Source organism: Enterobacter sp. HNDS-6 (genome assembly GCF_039850505.1).
Lineage (GTDB): Bacteria > Pseudomonadota > Gammaproteobacteria > Enterobacterales > Enterobacteriaceae > Enterobacter > Enterobacter kobei.
The window spans coordinates 4,123,582-4,136,215 of the sequence record NZ_CP156673.1; the positions used below are offsets into that span (position 1 = coordinate 4,123,582).

Consider the following 12,634-nt stretch of genomic DNA (forward strand, 5'->3'; position numbering starts at 1 on the left):
CGACGCGCGGAAAGGCACGCCGGGATAGAGAGAGACGCTCCCGCCAACTCAACTGACCGTATTAAAATGCCAGTCGCCGGCAGTCGACAGCATCACGAACGGGCCGGCCAGCGTGCTGTTGTGATGCGCAATGATGTCAGTGGCGGATAAATGTGCGTTATCCATTGTGGTATGCGCATCTGAAATCAATATCGTCCTGAAGCCCAGCTCCGGCGCGGCCCGGCAGGTGGTGTCGACACAAAATTCGGTTTTCATCCCGGCAATGACCAGCTGTTTGATGCCTCTCTGATTAAGTTCACGCAGCAATTCGGTATCCCGAAAACAGCTGGGATGGCGCTTGGTGAAAACAACATCCTGCTCCTTCACGTCCAGCTCGGGTATCAGCTGCGTCAACGGCCCCTGCGCTGAAAAGGGCGAGTCGTCTGGTCCAACATGGCGGGCAAAAAAGACGGGTACCTGAGCGTGGCGCGCGTTGGCTATTAACAAACGGATATTTGCCAGAACGGCATCGGCGGAACAGGGTGAGACCGGGCCCCGGAAGAGGCCCTGCTGCATGTCGATAATTAAGAGAGCATTGTCAGAAATCATTTTCTTTCTCCATTCAGAGGGCGGTGAACGGAGAGGTATTTCCCCGTCCAGTTAGGCGGGGATTGAGGTTCTGTTTGTCAGTCGTTTGCTACAGATACGCTCATGCCGCCGAAGGTGCCGGTGGTGGTGAGGGTGGTTGTTGGCTGAACTGACTGATACATGGAATGACCTTTGTTTATTCATTCCGCTATATGCGGAATGAGCACGTTAGTTATAGCGTTGCTTAACGCATTGCTTCAAGACACCAACTTGAGTAGGGGTACGATGCAGCGGCAGGAAGCTGTCAGCAAAGGCTCGTAACCTGCTGTGCACGCCTTTGCTGACTGAATAGCCGGGATTATTTAAGGCCCTCTAGTCCCTTCAGGAACTCCTCCACCAGCTCAGGCGTCGCCGTGTCTGCCTGGTAAAGAATATCGAGTTTGACGTTCTTCAAACCGCAGAAGCCGAAAATGCCCTCGACTATTTGAGTCTGAATCGCCGTCGAATAACCATGTTTATCGAAACCGTTAAGATCGCTGCCAGCAGTCGCAATAAGGCGAACGGGAACGTCGCGCAAATTGCCCACAATCCGGCCGTCTTCTGCCACTTTATACGCCCAGTTCAGCGTCAGAACGCGATCAAACCAGCCTTTCAACAGGCCGGGAACGGACCACCAGTACACCGGGAAAACGAATACCAGCATATCCGCCCGCTCGACGCGCTGCTGCTCGCGCAGAATATCTTCAGGAAGGGCGCTCGGATCGCCGTGGTACAAATCAAGATCGGCGCGGGACATGGCCGGGTTAAACCCTTCGGCATGCAGATCGGCCATCTCCACCTGCGTACCCTGTTCACGCAGTTTCCCGGCAATGCGGGCGGCCAGCGAATGGGATAACGAATTGTCGACAGGGTGAGCCGTCACGATCAGTGCATTATTAATGGCATGTGTAGCAGACATAGCGACCTCGAATGGGTGAGAATTGACGTTTATATTACTATTGGTAACTTAGCTGTCAATCCGCACCCAACGATCATTTTGTGCTATTCACGTAGGTCTCCAGCACCCCGGTGATGGCGCCGCTGAGGGTATCTTCCGCAACATTTCGGGCGAGCACGCCGTTACCCGCGGCGGTGCTGAGCGCGTCCGCCGCACCAATGATGGCCGTCAGTACCGCTTCTCCCTGAACGCCTTTCAGGACGACAAAAGGGGAAAGCGCGGTACGCAGGCAGTCGGCGCATTCGGCCACGCACGCCTCACGAAACGACTGCAACGCGCGAGAGCCGGACAGCGCCGCGGCGATGGGCCCGGTTTCGGGCCCGGCGGTCATGGCGCAATCAATATAGGCGGCGCTGAAAAAGCGGATCGTCTTGTCCAGCGTTTTGCTGTCTACCGCCAGCGTCTCACGGAATTTCGCCAACTGCCGATCGCTATAATCCTGATACAAGGCCATCAGCAACCCTTCACGATCGCCAAAATGGTCGTAGGGGATAGGCTTGGTCACGTTGGCCCGCTCCGCCAGGTAACCCAACGTCAGTGCCTCCGTGCCTTGCTGGCGGACAATTCCGCGCGCCACTTCCAGCAGCTGTACGCGGCGATCCTCTTTTCTTAAGCGCTTAACAACCATGCTTTCCTCGGAACAGTTATCTACTTAGGGTAGTTTACACGTTTTCTGCCGGGGACTGCACGCGCTGTTCCGCAGGGCGGATCCGGAACCAGATCGCATACATCGCAGGCAGGAACACCAGCGTAATGGCCGTGCCGCCTAAGGTTCCGCCAATCAGCGTGTAAGCCAGGGTTCCCCAGAATACCGAATGCGTCAGAGGAATGAACGCCAGCACGGCGGCAAGTGCCGTCAGCAGAACGGGCCGGGCTCGCTGAACCGTCGCCTCGACCACCGCGTGGAATGGATCGAGACCGTCCTTCTGGTTATGATCGATTTGCCCAATCAGGATCAGCGTATTGCGCATAAGAATGCCTGAAAGGGCGATCAACCCCACCAGCGCGTTGATGCCAAACGGCTGATTGAAAATCAACAGGGTCGGCACCACGCCAATCAGCCCCAGCGGCGCGGTAAGGAACACCATCACCATCGCCGAGAGCGAACGCACCTGCAGAATGATGATCAGCAGCGTCAGCGCAATCATGATCGGGAACAGCGGAATCATTGCCTGCGTGGCTTTGCCCGATTCCTCAATCGAACCGGCCATCTCAATGCGGTATCCGGCCGGTAGCGTATCTATAATCGGCTGGAGCTGTTTCATGATGGCGACCGATACATCCGGTGGCTGAAGATTGTCGGCGATATCACCCCGCACGGTAATGGTCGGAGTGCGGTCGCGGCGGCGCAAAATCGGGTCTTCCATACCGATCTCAATCTTGCCAATTTGAGACAGCGGAACGCGCTGCCCCGCATTGCCGACGAGGGTAAAACCCTCAATTTTTGCCGGGTCGAGACGGATATCCCCCGCGGCGCGCCCCATGACCTCTACCGAGCGAATATCTTCTCGCACGGCGGTAATTGGCACGCCTGAGAGCAAGAACTGAAGCTGCTCAGCCACGGCACTGGACGTTAATCCGGTGGCCTGCAGACGGTTTTGATCGAGGGTGAAATGCAATACCGGAACGCGTGATCCCCAGTCGGTATTGACGGTACGCATCATTGGGCTTGCCTGTAGCACGCCTTTCACCTTGTCTGCAATATCGCGTAAAGTACCGACATCCGGCCCCGAAACGCGCCAGGCAACCGGGAAGGGCGAGTACGGGCCAAAGACCAACTGCGTCACCCGCACGCGGGCCTCAGGCGCCAGGCCGCTGGCGACAGCCTCCCTGAGCCTGAACTTGAGCGCTTCGCGTGACGTCTCGCTGTCCGTCAGGATCACGATTTTTGCAAAAGACGGGTCAGGTAATTCGGGGGCCATCGCCAGGTAAAAGCGGGGCGATCCCTGGCCAATATAGGCCGTCACGATGTTGGCCTCAGGCTGCTGGCTCAACCATGCTTCTATTTTTGCGGTTGCGGCACGGGTCTGTTCGATTGAGGTGCCATAGGGCATCTGCACTTCAACCAGCACTTCCGGGCGATCGGATGTCGGGAAAAATTGTTTTTTTACCAGTCCCATGCCGAATATGGCGAGGATGAAAATAGCGACCACGGCACCGGCCACCCGCCATTTTCCGGCGATAACGCGGCTCAGCATCCGGCGAAAACGGTTATAACGCGGCGTGTCATAGATGGCGGCATGGCCTCCTTCCACTTTGGGAATGGCCGGGAGGATCTTCACCCCAAGATAGGGGGTAAACACCACGGCGACAAACCACGATGCAATCAGGGCGAGGCCGACAATCCAGAACATATTGCTGGTGTATTCCCCGGCGGTTGACTGGGCAAAACCGTTTGGCATAAAGCCAATTGCCGTCACCAGCGTACCCGCCAGCATTGGCGCGGCGGTATGGCTCCAGGCGTAGGCGGAGGCTTTGACCCGGTCGTAACCTTCCTCCATTTTGACCACCATCATTTCGATGGCGATAATGGCATCGTCAACCAGTAAGCCGAGGGCAAGGATCAGGGAGCCCAGCGTGACGCGGTCAAAGTTTATCCCCGCGGCTTCCATCACCACGAAGACCACCGCCAGCGTCAACGGTACCGCCGCTGCAACCACCACCCCCACGCGCCAGCCCATGCTGACAAAACAGACCACCATCACCACCAGCAGGGCGACGAAGAATTTGATCATAAACTCATCCACCGCCGAGCTGATGTTCACTGACTGGTCGGTGACTTTGCTCAGGGTCATGCCCAGCGGCAGACTCGCGTTTATTTTTGCCGTTTCGGCATCCAGCGCTTTACCCAGTGCCAGACCATTCCAGCCCTCACGCATGACGATACCCAGCAGAAGGGCGGGTTCATGCTGGTTACGTATCAGCATCGTAGGGGGATCTTCATAGCCCCGTTCAACCGTCGCCACATCGGAGAGCCTGAGCGTTTTGCCCTGAGCCACAACGGGTGTATCGCGGATCTTCTGCAACTCATCAAACGCGCCGTCGAGGCGGATAAACATCTGGGCGCCCCGGGTCTCAATAGAGCCCGCTGCTTTTAACGCGTTCTGATTGTTAAGGGCGTTGAAAATATCCTGCGGCGAGAGACCCATCGTGGCCAGTCGGTCATGAGAGAAAGCGATGTATATCCGCTCCGCCTGTTCGCCGATAATGTTCACTTTCTTCACGCCGGGTACGTGCAAAAGTTGCTGGCGCATAGCTTCTGCATCACGTACCAGCTGCCGCTGGGGTTCACCTTTCGCTTTCAGGGCAAAAAGGGCAAAGGTGACATCGGCAAATTCGTCATTGATCATCGGGCCGATCGTCCCGGCAGGGAGATTCAGGGATTCGTCTCCCAGCTTTTTCCGCGCCTGATAGAACTCCACTTGCACTTCTGCGGGGGGCGTTTTGTCTTGCAACGATAAGGTGATAAACGCCATGCCGGGGCGGGTATAAGTTTCCGTCCGGTCATACCATTTGAGCTCCTGCAGGCGTTTTTCCAGCGGTTCGGCGACCTGATCCTGCATCTCCTGCGCGGTTGCGCCGGGCCAGACGGATATCACCGTCATTTGCTTCACCGTAAAAGGGGGATCTTCCGCGCGGCCAAGCCCAAAAAAGGCGTAGATACCGGCAATCGTCACAAGGACGATCAGAAACAGGGTGATGGAGCGCTCGCGCACGGCAAGCGCTGACAGGTTGAAGCGACTTCCGCTCATGGCGTGTTCTCCGCCAGCGCGGCATTACGTTGTTCTGCAAGCCTGACGATTTCACCCTCGTGCAAAAGGTGTGCGCCCAGCGCCACAATCTTCTCGCCTGGCTTCACGCTGCCCGTGACCTGCGCGGCATCTTCACCCACGCTCAGCACCTTCACCGGCGTCCAGGTAACCTTTGCCGGCCTGGCGGAAATGCGCCAGACACCGGGGCCTTTGCCAGCATCGTAGAGTGAGGCGAGCGGAACCTGCATGACCTGACGTTCCGCTTTTGGGTCCTGAACGTTCAGCGTGACGGTTGCCCCCAGCGGCGCGTTTGCCAGGTCACCATTCAGCACGTAGCGGGCTTCATAGGTGCGGGTTGTGGCATCGGCTGAATCAGACAGCAGGCGCAGCGTTGCGCTGACCGGGTGTTTTTCATTGCCATAAAGTGTGGCCAGTGCAGGGCTGCCAACGGCAGGGCGCAGGGTCTCCGGGAACTGCACGAGCGCTTCACGTTGTCCCGCCCTGGCGAGTCGGATCACCACTTGCCCGGCACTCACCACCTGACCCGGCTCGGCGAGGGTTTCCATCACTACCCCGTCTGAATCCGCCAGCAGTACGGCATAGCCCGTTGCGTTTTGCGCCACGTTAGCCTGCGCCCGGGCTGCGCTGAGTTCCGCTCTGGCGGAATCGGCGGCGGCTTTGATCTGATCATACTCCGAGGCGGACACGGCGCCGGACGCCACAAGACCGCGATAACGTGCCTCATCGCTGGACGCTTTTCTCGCACGCGCCTGGGCAGCATCCACCGTGCGCTGCTGTGCCTGGGCCTGTAATTTCAGGTCAGCCGGATCGAGGCGCAGTAACGGCTGACCCAGTCTGACGGTTTGCCCGGTATCGACGAGTCGCTCAAGGATTTTCCCCTGAACCCTGAAACCCAAATCACTTTGCGTTCTCGCCACCACCACGCCGGTAAAGGCGTGAGCAGTATTGTTCGCAAGCTCGATGGCGGCGGATCTGACAAGAGGTGGCTTTGTGCGCGGATCGTCACTCGCAGAATTATCGCCGCACGCCACGAGGACAAACGGCAGAAGGCTAACGGCAAGGCGGGCTGTATTGAGCCTGAGCATGGGAAACCCTTATAGAAGTAACAGGACAGTTTCCGCATTCTCAGACTAGTGACCAATAAAGTCAATGGTCACCAATCAGGGGGCCAGGCTTCTTAATACCAGCGAAGAGAGAAGCACCGCCGCAGTGGGGGCCGTTTCGAGGTTGTATTGCAGCTGTATGGGATTGATATAAGGGCACATCACCATGTGGATAGCCTGCGTGACCTCATCCAGCGGCGTTTTTCTTTCGAATTCACCCGCCTGCCTGCCTTCAATAATGATGCTCTCAATCAGCTTCATCAGGCCGTCTGTATACCTTTCAGTAGACGGCCATTTGTCCCGTGCGGCGACGGCGGCAATGTCGTAAAGCTTCCGATCGTGGAAAAACAGCTCGCTTCCGGCCTCGGTAAGCGCTTTAAACAGACGGCGTAATTTTTCGCTGGCTGACGGCGCATCCTCGATGGCAGAAAGCACCGCCGCCATGATCAGCTCCAGGCGGTTAGCGCAGATCACTTCGCCAATAGCCTGTTTGGAATCGAAAAACTTATAAATGTAGGACTTAGAGAAACCGATGGATTTCGCGAGTTCGGCGACGGTGGTTTTTTCATAGCCGTAATGCCCGAAGTGCTCAAAAGCCGCTTCGACGATTTGCTCTCTGACAGAATGGTCAAGTGGACCACGTATTGATGGGGCGTTCATATTTTTAGTCATTATTTAAGCTTAGCGTGACAGGCCAGGATTGACAATGAGTGACCATTTCGTCATTTGGTTACTGTTGTTTCCTCATGAGTTCAAACGGGAAGACCCACCCGGTGGGGTAAGTGTATCACTGTTTTTCGCGCATTAAGGCAGCATTGTGTCGATGAATTTTAAGCGGGTTTAATCAACATTCACGCTACCGTTTTTTTAGCCAGTCGAGAAAAAACTGGCTAAAGGCCGTGACCTGAAGCGGCTGTAGTTTACGCTGCGGGTAAACAAACTGTAGCCCGACATCTTTGCGGTCGTATCGGCTAAAACCGGTAAAACTGTCAGCAAACAGGACGGTGAGTCTTCCGGCCTCAACATCGACCTTCACATCCCACCAGGATTTCCCCGCAATGCCAGCGCCGCTGAGCGCCCACTGACGAAGCAATGCCCCGTCGTCGCACACCATGGCTGGCTCTACGCGAACGACACTTTCCTCGCCATCTTTTTCAAAGCGCCATTCGTTCATCACCACGCCCTGAGACTCAAGTGCAAGGCACCGGTGATGGGCTAACTCCGCAAATGTGGCGGGGACGCCGCGGTTGCTAAGATACGCCGCAGAGGCCACCAGCACCCGATGATTTGGGCGGATGTTTCTGACGACCAGGCTGCTGTCCGGCAGGTTACCGAAACGCACGCTCATATCCAGCCGGTTAGCGACCAGATCTTCAACATGTTCTCTTAACGCGATGAAAAATTTCACGTCAGGATGGTGTCGGGAAAATTCCACCACGGCGGGGCTAAGATACTGTCTGCCAAAATCCGAGGGGGCTGAAAGGCGAATATTGCCGCTGAGGACGCCCTCTTTTTGCGTCAGGAGCGACTCGGCATGGCGCATCTCTTCCAGCACGCGCAGCGCGGCATGATAAAACTCTTCTCCGGCACGGGTCAGCGTGATGGATCGCGTTGAACGGTGAAACAGGCGAGTCTGGTAACGTTCTTCCATCGCCTTCAGTCTGGCCGTCATGGTCGCAGGAGAGAGCGACAGCCGTCGTCCGGCGGCGGAAAGCCCCCCGGCCTCGGCCACTTCAACCAGCAATGCCATATCTTCAAGCTTGCCCATTATTCATATTTTCCGAAAAGTGCATCAGTTTTCAGTGTAATTATCAAAATGCAATACCGCCTGTAAAGTGATTTCATCCAAACCATAAGGGATGAAAACATGAACCGTTCCTCACTTTTTGACCGTTACCGGTTGGGTCAGCAGGACCTGAAAAATCGTATCGTTATGGCGCCAATGACCCGCGCGCGTTCCCTTCAGCCAGGCAATATTCCCTCGTCGCTGATGGCGGAATACTACCGGCAGCGGGCCAGCGCGGGATTAATCATCACCGAAGCCACCCAGATCTCCCCGCAGGGCCAGGGATACTCCTGGACTCCCGGCATCCATTCGCCGGAGCAGGTTTCAGGATGGCAACTCACGACGGGGGCCGTGCATCAGGCGGGCGGGGTGATTTTTTCTCAGCTCTGGCACGTCGGGCGAATGTCGCACGCCAGTTTTCATCAGGATGGTCTGCCCGTGGCCCCGTCAGCGCTGGCACCGGACGCGAAAGTGTGGGTGGTGAACGAAAAGGGCGAAGGCCAAATGGTTGACTGCCCGCAGCCAAGAACGCTGACGCGCAAAGACATTCACGGCATCATCGCGGACTATCGCCAGGCGGCACTGAATGCCGTCCAGGCCGGCTTTGATGGCGTGGAAGTTCACGGCGGAAATGGCTATTTGATCGACCAGTTCCTGCGTCAAACCTCCAATAAACGCACGGACGAGTATGGCGGCACGCTTGCTAACCGGATCCGCTTTGCCCAGGAGGTCTTGAACGCGATTGCGGAGGCCATTGGCCCCGAGCGAACGGGCATCCGCCTTTCGCCGTTTATTACCCAGCGGGGGATGAATGACCCGCAGGTGATCGACGCCATCCTCGCTCTGGCGGCCTGGTGCGAACAACACGGGATAGCATTCATCCACCTGGCGGAAGCCGACTGGGACGACGCGCCGCAGGTACCCGACACTTTCCGTCAATCCCTGCGCGAGACGTTTAGCGGAACCCTTATCGTCGCGGGCAACTATGACCTTAACAAAGCCGAACAAATACTTACGGCTGGCTATGCCGATTTGATTGCCTTCGGACGGCCATTTATTGCCAACCCGGATTTACCCAACCGGCTGGCGCACAAGTTGCCGCTGGCCCAGGTGCGCGATCCCGCCACGCTGTTTGGTGGCAGTGCGACGGGATATACCGATTATCCCACCTTGCCGTTATCCTGATAAATGATTGAGAGAAAATGATGAACTATTCAACCTGTTTTCGTTCTGTTTTATTGCCGCTTATTTTTATCGGTCTGTCGGGCGCCGCTTATTCGGCGCAGGAGGAGTGGGTGAAACCACAGCAGCTGATTGTCGATAAAAGCCTGCCGCAGGCGCAATTAGCCGCGAATGAGGCTGCAGCCAGAAAATATGCAACGTTCTGGAATACGGGGACGCCGTCTCTGGCGCGTGAAGCGCTTGCAGTTAACTTTATTGATAAAACGCCGCCGGAAGGGCGTAAACAGGGACCCGAGGGCGCTATTTTAGCCTCCCGGGCATTTCGTACTGCCGTACCTGATTTACGCTGTGACGTTGAGCAGATGATTATTTCCGGTAATCGTGTGGTCTCCCATTTACATTTTCACGGCACGTTTACCGGAACATTTGGCGAGCTGAAAGGAAAGGGGCAGAAAATAGATTTTATCGCCACGGATATCTATGAAATTAATGACGGTAAAATTGTGGCTAACTGGCATATTGAGGACAACCTGACGCTGATGAAACAGCTGGGCGCACTGTAAATTCATCACTCCGGGGGCGCCCCGGAGTGATGCGAAAATCCTATAACCCCAGATCGCTCAGCGAGGGGTGATCGTCCGGGCGTCTGCCCTGCGGCCAGTGGAACAGTCGCTCAGATTCTTTTATTGGCATATCGTTCACGCAGGCAAAACGACGCTTCATCAACCCGTCCGCTTCAAACTCCCAGTTTTCATTGCCGTAGGAACGGTACCAGTTGCCGGAATCATCATGCCATTCATAAGCATAGCGCACCGCGATCCGGTTATCCGTAAATGCCCAGAGCTCCTTAATCAGGCGGTAACCTAGCTCTTTTTTCCACTTCCGTTCCAGAAACGCCTGCGCTTCTTCACGGTTGGTGGCGAATTCTGCGCGGTTGCGCCATTGGGTATCCAGCGAATAGGCCAGCGCGACTTTTGCCGGGTCGCGACTGTTCCAGCCGTCTTCGGCGAGTCTGACTTTTTCGATGGCGCTTTCACGCGTGAAGGGCGGTAAAGGAGGGCGTGTATTCATGGCGATTACCTCAGTGTGATATTATGTAGACAGATCTGTCTACTTGCGTTAATCTATGCCTGAAAAATAACGTTGTCAACATCCCTTTTTGAGGCTGCCGAAAAATGAAAACAGAACCCGCAAGCAACGAGACAAAAATCAGCGTCAGGGATAAAATATTACATACCGCTCACGATCTCTTTTATTCCACGGGCTTCAAGGCAACGGGCGTGGATACGTTGATTAAAGAGGCGAAAGTGACCAAGGTAACTTTCTATCGCCACTTTCCGAGTAAAAGTTTATTGATTCTCGCCTATTTGCACTATCGACATGAAATATGGATGAACTGGTTTGAGGCCTCATTGCGGCGTAATCTCAACGCCGGTCAGGCATCGTCAGATGCATTATCTGCCACGCTTTACGAATGGTTCGTTTCACCCGAGTTTCACGGCTGCGCGTTTATTAACGCCAGTGCAGAGGCGAAGTCTGAAGATATTGAAAGTGAAATAAAGGCGATATGCCGTGACCATAAACTCGAAACAAAGAAAATGATTACGTCGCTGACGAAGGTCACTGATGAGCGCGTGATCAACGAAATCATGTTGCTTATTGACGGCGCCATTATTCATGCGCAAATGGGCGTGGAGACGGATGCTGTCCTCCACTCGTTATCACGCGGTCTGGAACAGTTAATGGAAAAATAAGCTTTTCCGGGGGGCTTAACGGCTGTAAACACCCGCACCCCAGTAACCGGTACGGGGGCGGGTCTGTTCTTTCCAGCCTGATGCGAGCAGTTCTTTCGCAATATACCGGTTGATAATTCCGTGTCCCATCAGCAGGACGGGTGCGTCGGCATCCTTCGCTGCCTTCATCAGGATCCCCGCCGCCTTAGCGGCACGGATTTTTGCGACGCTAACCGATCTATAAAATATTTTTATGCGCGCTTATTCTGTGGGAATGCGCTGGGCATAACCATTCAGGGTAAAGGAAACGGAAAATGAGAACACAGAAGCGATGTCTGGGGTGCGTGGCTATTGTGGTTGATGACTACGATCGTGCAATTGAATACTACACCGACAAGCTGGGGTTTACCCTTGTCGAGGACACGCCGCAGCAGGATAAACGCTGGGTCGTCGTCACGCCAAATCCGGAAAGCGACTGCAATATTCTGCTGGCACGAGCTTCTAATGAGAGGCAGGAAGCCTTTATCGGCAATCAATGCGGTGGCCGTGTTTTCCTGTTCCTTCAGACGGATGATTTTTGGCGCGATTACCATGCCATGAAAGAAAAAGGCGTTCATTTCTGTGAAGCACCTCGTGAGGAAGAGTACGGTACGGTGGTGGTGTTTGAAGATCTCTACGGCAACCGCTGGGACCTCTTTCAAAAGGCCCAGGGCTGAATCGCACCAGAATATTGGTCACTCCCGCTGCGCCAGAGAAAGCGCGCTGGCGCTGGCGGGATCGAACAGTGACAGGCTCTCTATCTGATTGAGTAAAATCACCTTTCGGAATGACATAGCGCTGCGGGGTTCGGAGTCGAGCGTAATGTCATGCTCCGCATACCACTTGCTGTAATTATTCTCGATGCGCAAATTCATTGTCTTCTCGTCTCTGTACCCGCTTAACATCGGTATTAGCACAATATTGGCCGTGTTTTCGTATTCCAGCGTCGCGGTGTGGATCATGCCGATATATATCCGCCGCGACCGAAGCGTCACCTGCGCCAGCTCGCCTTGCTCCATACACTGATAGAGCAGTTGTTCAATACCGCTCGACTGGGCAAGCCGTTTGTAGAGCTTTTTCCGGCTTTCACCGTCCAGCCTGGCGCTGCCTGCCCAGTTGGAGCGATAGAGGCAAAACAGGATGGCAAACGCCAGCATCACGACCACAGGCGCCTGAATGCCTAAAAAACTCCAGTTCATAAAGTCGATTTGCCAGTCGGTATATTTCGGTGAGGCAAAGTGAAAGGCGTTATTGGCGGCAGAAAGGGCGAGAAGCAGGAGCCAAAGCAGTCCCGTGGCAACCACGCCCTGGAGCACGAAAATACAGCCATAAAGCGCAACAAGGAAATAGACGTCCCAGCCGAAAGAGCGCTTGATTTTAAAGCGCGTCGACAGATCGCGACTGGTGTACCAGTACCCGCACACCATCAGCACCATAAATATCGCCGTTCCCAT

The 12,634-nt window shown here is 55.3% G+C and carries 14 protein-coding genes; 4 read left to right on the forward strand and 10 right to left on the reverse strand.

The genetic code is table 11. The features are described from left to right. Positions 1-48: 48 nt before the first annotated feature. From ABFI50_RS19345 to ABFI50_RS19375, 7 genes are all read right to left on the reverse strand, one after another. Positions 49-588 (reverse strand): cysteine hydrolase family protein, encoded by a 540-nt coding sequence (locus ABFI50_RS19345; protein WP_014883728.1) that lies wholly within the window; start codon positions 586-588, stop codon positions 49-51. A gap of 337 nt (positions 589-925) precedes the next feature. Next, entirely contained in the window at positions 926-1,525 is a 600-nt protein-coding gene (locus ABFI50_RS19350) for an NAD(P)H-dependent oxidoreductase (protein ID WP_045135144.1), read from the reverse strand. Between the two features lie 73 nt (positions 1,526-1,598). After that, positions 1,599-2,192 (reverse strand): TetR/AcrR family transcriptional regulator, encoded by a 594-nt coding sequence (locus ABFI50_RS19355; RefSeq protein ID WP_023330343.1) that lies wholly within the window; start codon positions 2,190-2,192, stop codon positions 1,599-1,601. A 34-nt stretch (positions 2,193-2,226) separates the two neighbouring features. Next, a complete protein-coding gene (locus ABFI50_RS19360) occupies positions 2,227-5,316 on the reverse strand; it encodes an efflux RND transporter permease subunit (protein ID WP_063614002.1) in 3,090 nt (1,029 codons plus the stop codon). Next, on the reverse strand, positions 5,313-6,422 hold the full coding sequence (locus ABFI50_RS19365) for an efflux RND transporter periplasmic adaptor subunit (RefSeq protein WP_023337250.1): 1,110 nt from the start codon (positions 6,420-6,422) through the stop codon (positions 5,313-5,315). The genes ABFI50_RS19360 and ABFI50_RS19365 overlap by 4 nt, the downstream gene beginning before the upstream one ends. Positions 6,423-6,497: 75 nt before the next feature. Beyond that, the gene (locus ABFI50_RS19370; protein WP_014883733.1) at positions 6,498-7,112 is read right to left on the reverse strand and encodes a TetR/AcrR family transcriptional regulator; all 615 of its coding nucleotides are present in this window, start codon (positions 7,110-7,112) and stop codon (positions 6,498-6,500) included. A gap of 184 nt (positions 7,113-7,296) precedes the next feature. Then, positions 7,297-8,208: a LysR family transcriptional regulator gene (locus tag ABFI50_RS19375; protein ID WP_059373257.1), complete on the reverse strand. Its 912-nt coding sequence runs from the start codon at positions 8,206-8,208 to the stop codon at positions 7,297-7,299. Positions 8,209-8,307: 99 nt separating this feature from the next. On the opposite strand from ABFI50_RS19375, the gene ABFI50_RS19380 reads away from it, so the two are divergent. Both ABFI50_RS19380 and ABFI50_RS19385 read left to right on the forward strand, forming a co-directional pair. Further along, positions 8,308-9,411, forward strand: coding sequence for an alkene reductase (locus ABFI50_RS19380; protein ID WP_059373255.1), 1,104 nt, complete (start codon positions 8,308-8,310; stop codon positions 9,409-9,411). 20 nt (positions 9,412-9,431) lie between these two features. Further along, positions 9,432-9,971 (forward strand): ester cyclase, encoded by a 540-nt coding sequence (locus ABFI50_RS19385; protein ID WP_032664944.1) that lies wholly within the window; start codon positions 9,432-9,434, stop codon positions 9,969-9,971. 40 nt (positions 9,972-10,011) lie between these two features. On the opposite strand, the gene ABFI50_RS19390 is transcribed toward ABFI50_RS19385, so the two are convergent. After that, positions 10,012-10,479, reverse strand: a complete 468-nt coding sequence (locus ABFI50_RS19390) for a nuclear transport factor 2 family protein (protein WP_014883739.1) — start codon at positions 10,477-10,479, stop codon at positions 10,012-10,014. Between the two features lie 104 nt (positions 10,480-10,583). Here ABFI50_RS19390 and ABFI50_RS19395 point away from each other — a divergent pair, with 104 nt between their 5' ends. Continuing rightward, on the forward strand, positions 10,584-11,162 hold the full coding sequence (locus ABFI50_RS19395; RefSeq protein WP_045135151.1) for a TetR/AcrR family transcriptional regulator: 579 nt from the start codon (positions 10,584-10,586) through the stop codon (positions 11,160-11,162). 15 nt (positions 11,163-11,177) lie between these two features. On the opposite strand, the gene ABFI50_RS19400 is transcribed toward ABFI50_RS19395, so the two are convergent. Beyond that, positions 11,178-11,330 (reverse strand): phosphoglycerate mutase, encoded by a 153-nt coding sequence (locus ABFI50_RS19400; RefSeq protein WP_117582027.1) that lies wholly within the window; start codon positions 11,328-11,330, stop codon positions 11,178-11,180. A gap of 125 nt (positions 11,331-11,455) precedes the next feature. On the opposite strand from ABFI50_RS19400, the gene ABFI50_RS19405 reads away from it, so the two are divergent. Then, complete coding sequence (locus ABFI50_RS19405; RefSeq protein ID WP_023330350.1) at positions 11,456-11,857, forward strand: VOC family protein; 402 nt, start codon at positions 11,456-11,458, stop codon at positions 11,855-11,857. Between the two features lie 18 nt (positions 11,858-11,875). Here ABFI50_RS19405 and ABFI50_RS19410 read toward each other — a convergent pair whose 3' ends face one another. Then, positions 11,876-12,634, reverse strand: a complete 759-nt coding sequence (locus ABFI50_RS19410; protein WP_023330351.1) for a hypothetical protein — start codon at positions 12,632-12,634, stop codon at positions 11,876-11,878.

Excerpts from the sequence above, each read along its gene's own strand:
- ABFI50_RS19345 (WP_014883728.1), bottom strand. The coding sequence starts at position 588 with ATGATTTCTGACAATGCTCTCTTAATTATCGACATGCAGCAGGGCCTC.
- ABFI50_RS19350 (WP_045135144.1), bottom strand. The coding sequence starts at position 1,525 with ATGTCTGCTACACATGCCATTAATAATGCACTGATCGTGACGGCTCAC.
- ABFI50_RS19355 (WP_023330343.1), bottom strand. The coding sequence starts at position 2,192 with ATGGTTGTTAAGCGCTTAAGAAAAGAGGATCGCCGCGTACAGCTGCTG.
- ABFI50_RS19360 (WP_063614002.1), bottom strand. The coding sequence starts at position 5,316 with ATGAGCGGAAGTCGCTTCAACCTGTCAGCGCTTGCCGTGCGCGAGCGC.
- ABFI50_RS19365 (WP_023337250.1), bottom strand. The coding sequence starts at position 6,422 with ATGCTCAGGCTCAATACAGCCCGCCTTGCCGTTAGCCTTCTGCCGTTT.
- ABFI50_RS19370 (WP_014883733.1), bottom strand. The coding sequence starts at position 7,112 with ATGACTAAAAATATGAACGCCCCATCAATACGTGGTCCACTTGACCAT.
- ABFI50_RS19375 (WP_059373257.1), bottom strand. The coding sequence starts at position 8,208 with ATGGGCAAGCTTGAAGATATGGCATTGCTGGTTGAAGTGGCCGAGGCC.
- ABFI50_RS19380 (WP_059373255.1), top strand. The coding sequence starts at position 8,308 with ATGAACCGTTCCTCACTTTTTGACCGTTACCGGTTGGGTCAGCAGGAC.
- ABFI50_RS19385 (WP_032664944.1), top strand. The coding sequence starts at position 9,432 with ATGAACTATTCAACCTGTTTTCGTTCTGTTTTATTGCCGCTTATTTTT.
- ABFI50_RS19390 (WP_014883739.1), bottom strand. The coding sequence starts at position 10,479 with ATGAATACACGCCCTCCTTTACCGCCCTTCACGCGTGAAAGCGCCATC.
- ABFI50_RS19395 (WP_045135151.1), top strand. The coding sequence starts at position 10,584 with ATGAAAACAGAACCCGCAAGCAACGAGACAAAAATCAGCGTCAGGGAT.
- ABFI50_RS19400 (WP_117582027.1), bottom strand. The coding sequence starts at position 11,330 with ATGAAGGCAGCGAAGGATGCCGACGCACCCGTCCTGCTGATGGGACAC.
- ABFI50_RS19405 (WP_023330350.1), top strand. The coding sequence starts at position 11,456 with ATGAGAACACAGAAGCGATGTCTGGGGTGCGTGGCTATTGTGGTTGAT.
- ABFI50_RS19410 (WP_023330351.1), bottom strand. The coding sequence starts at position 12,634 with ATGGGAACGGCGATATTTATGGTGCTGATGGTGTGCGGGTACTGGTAC.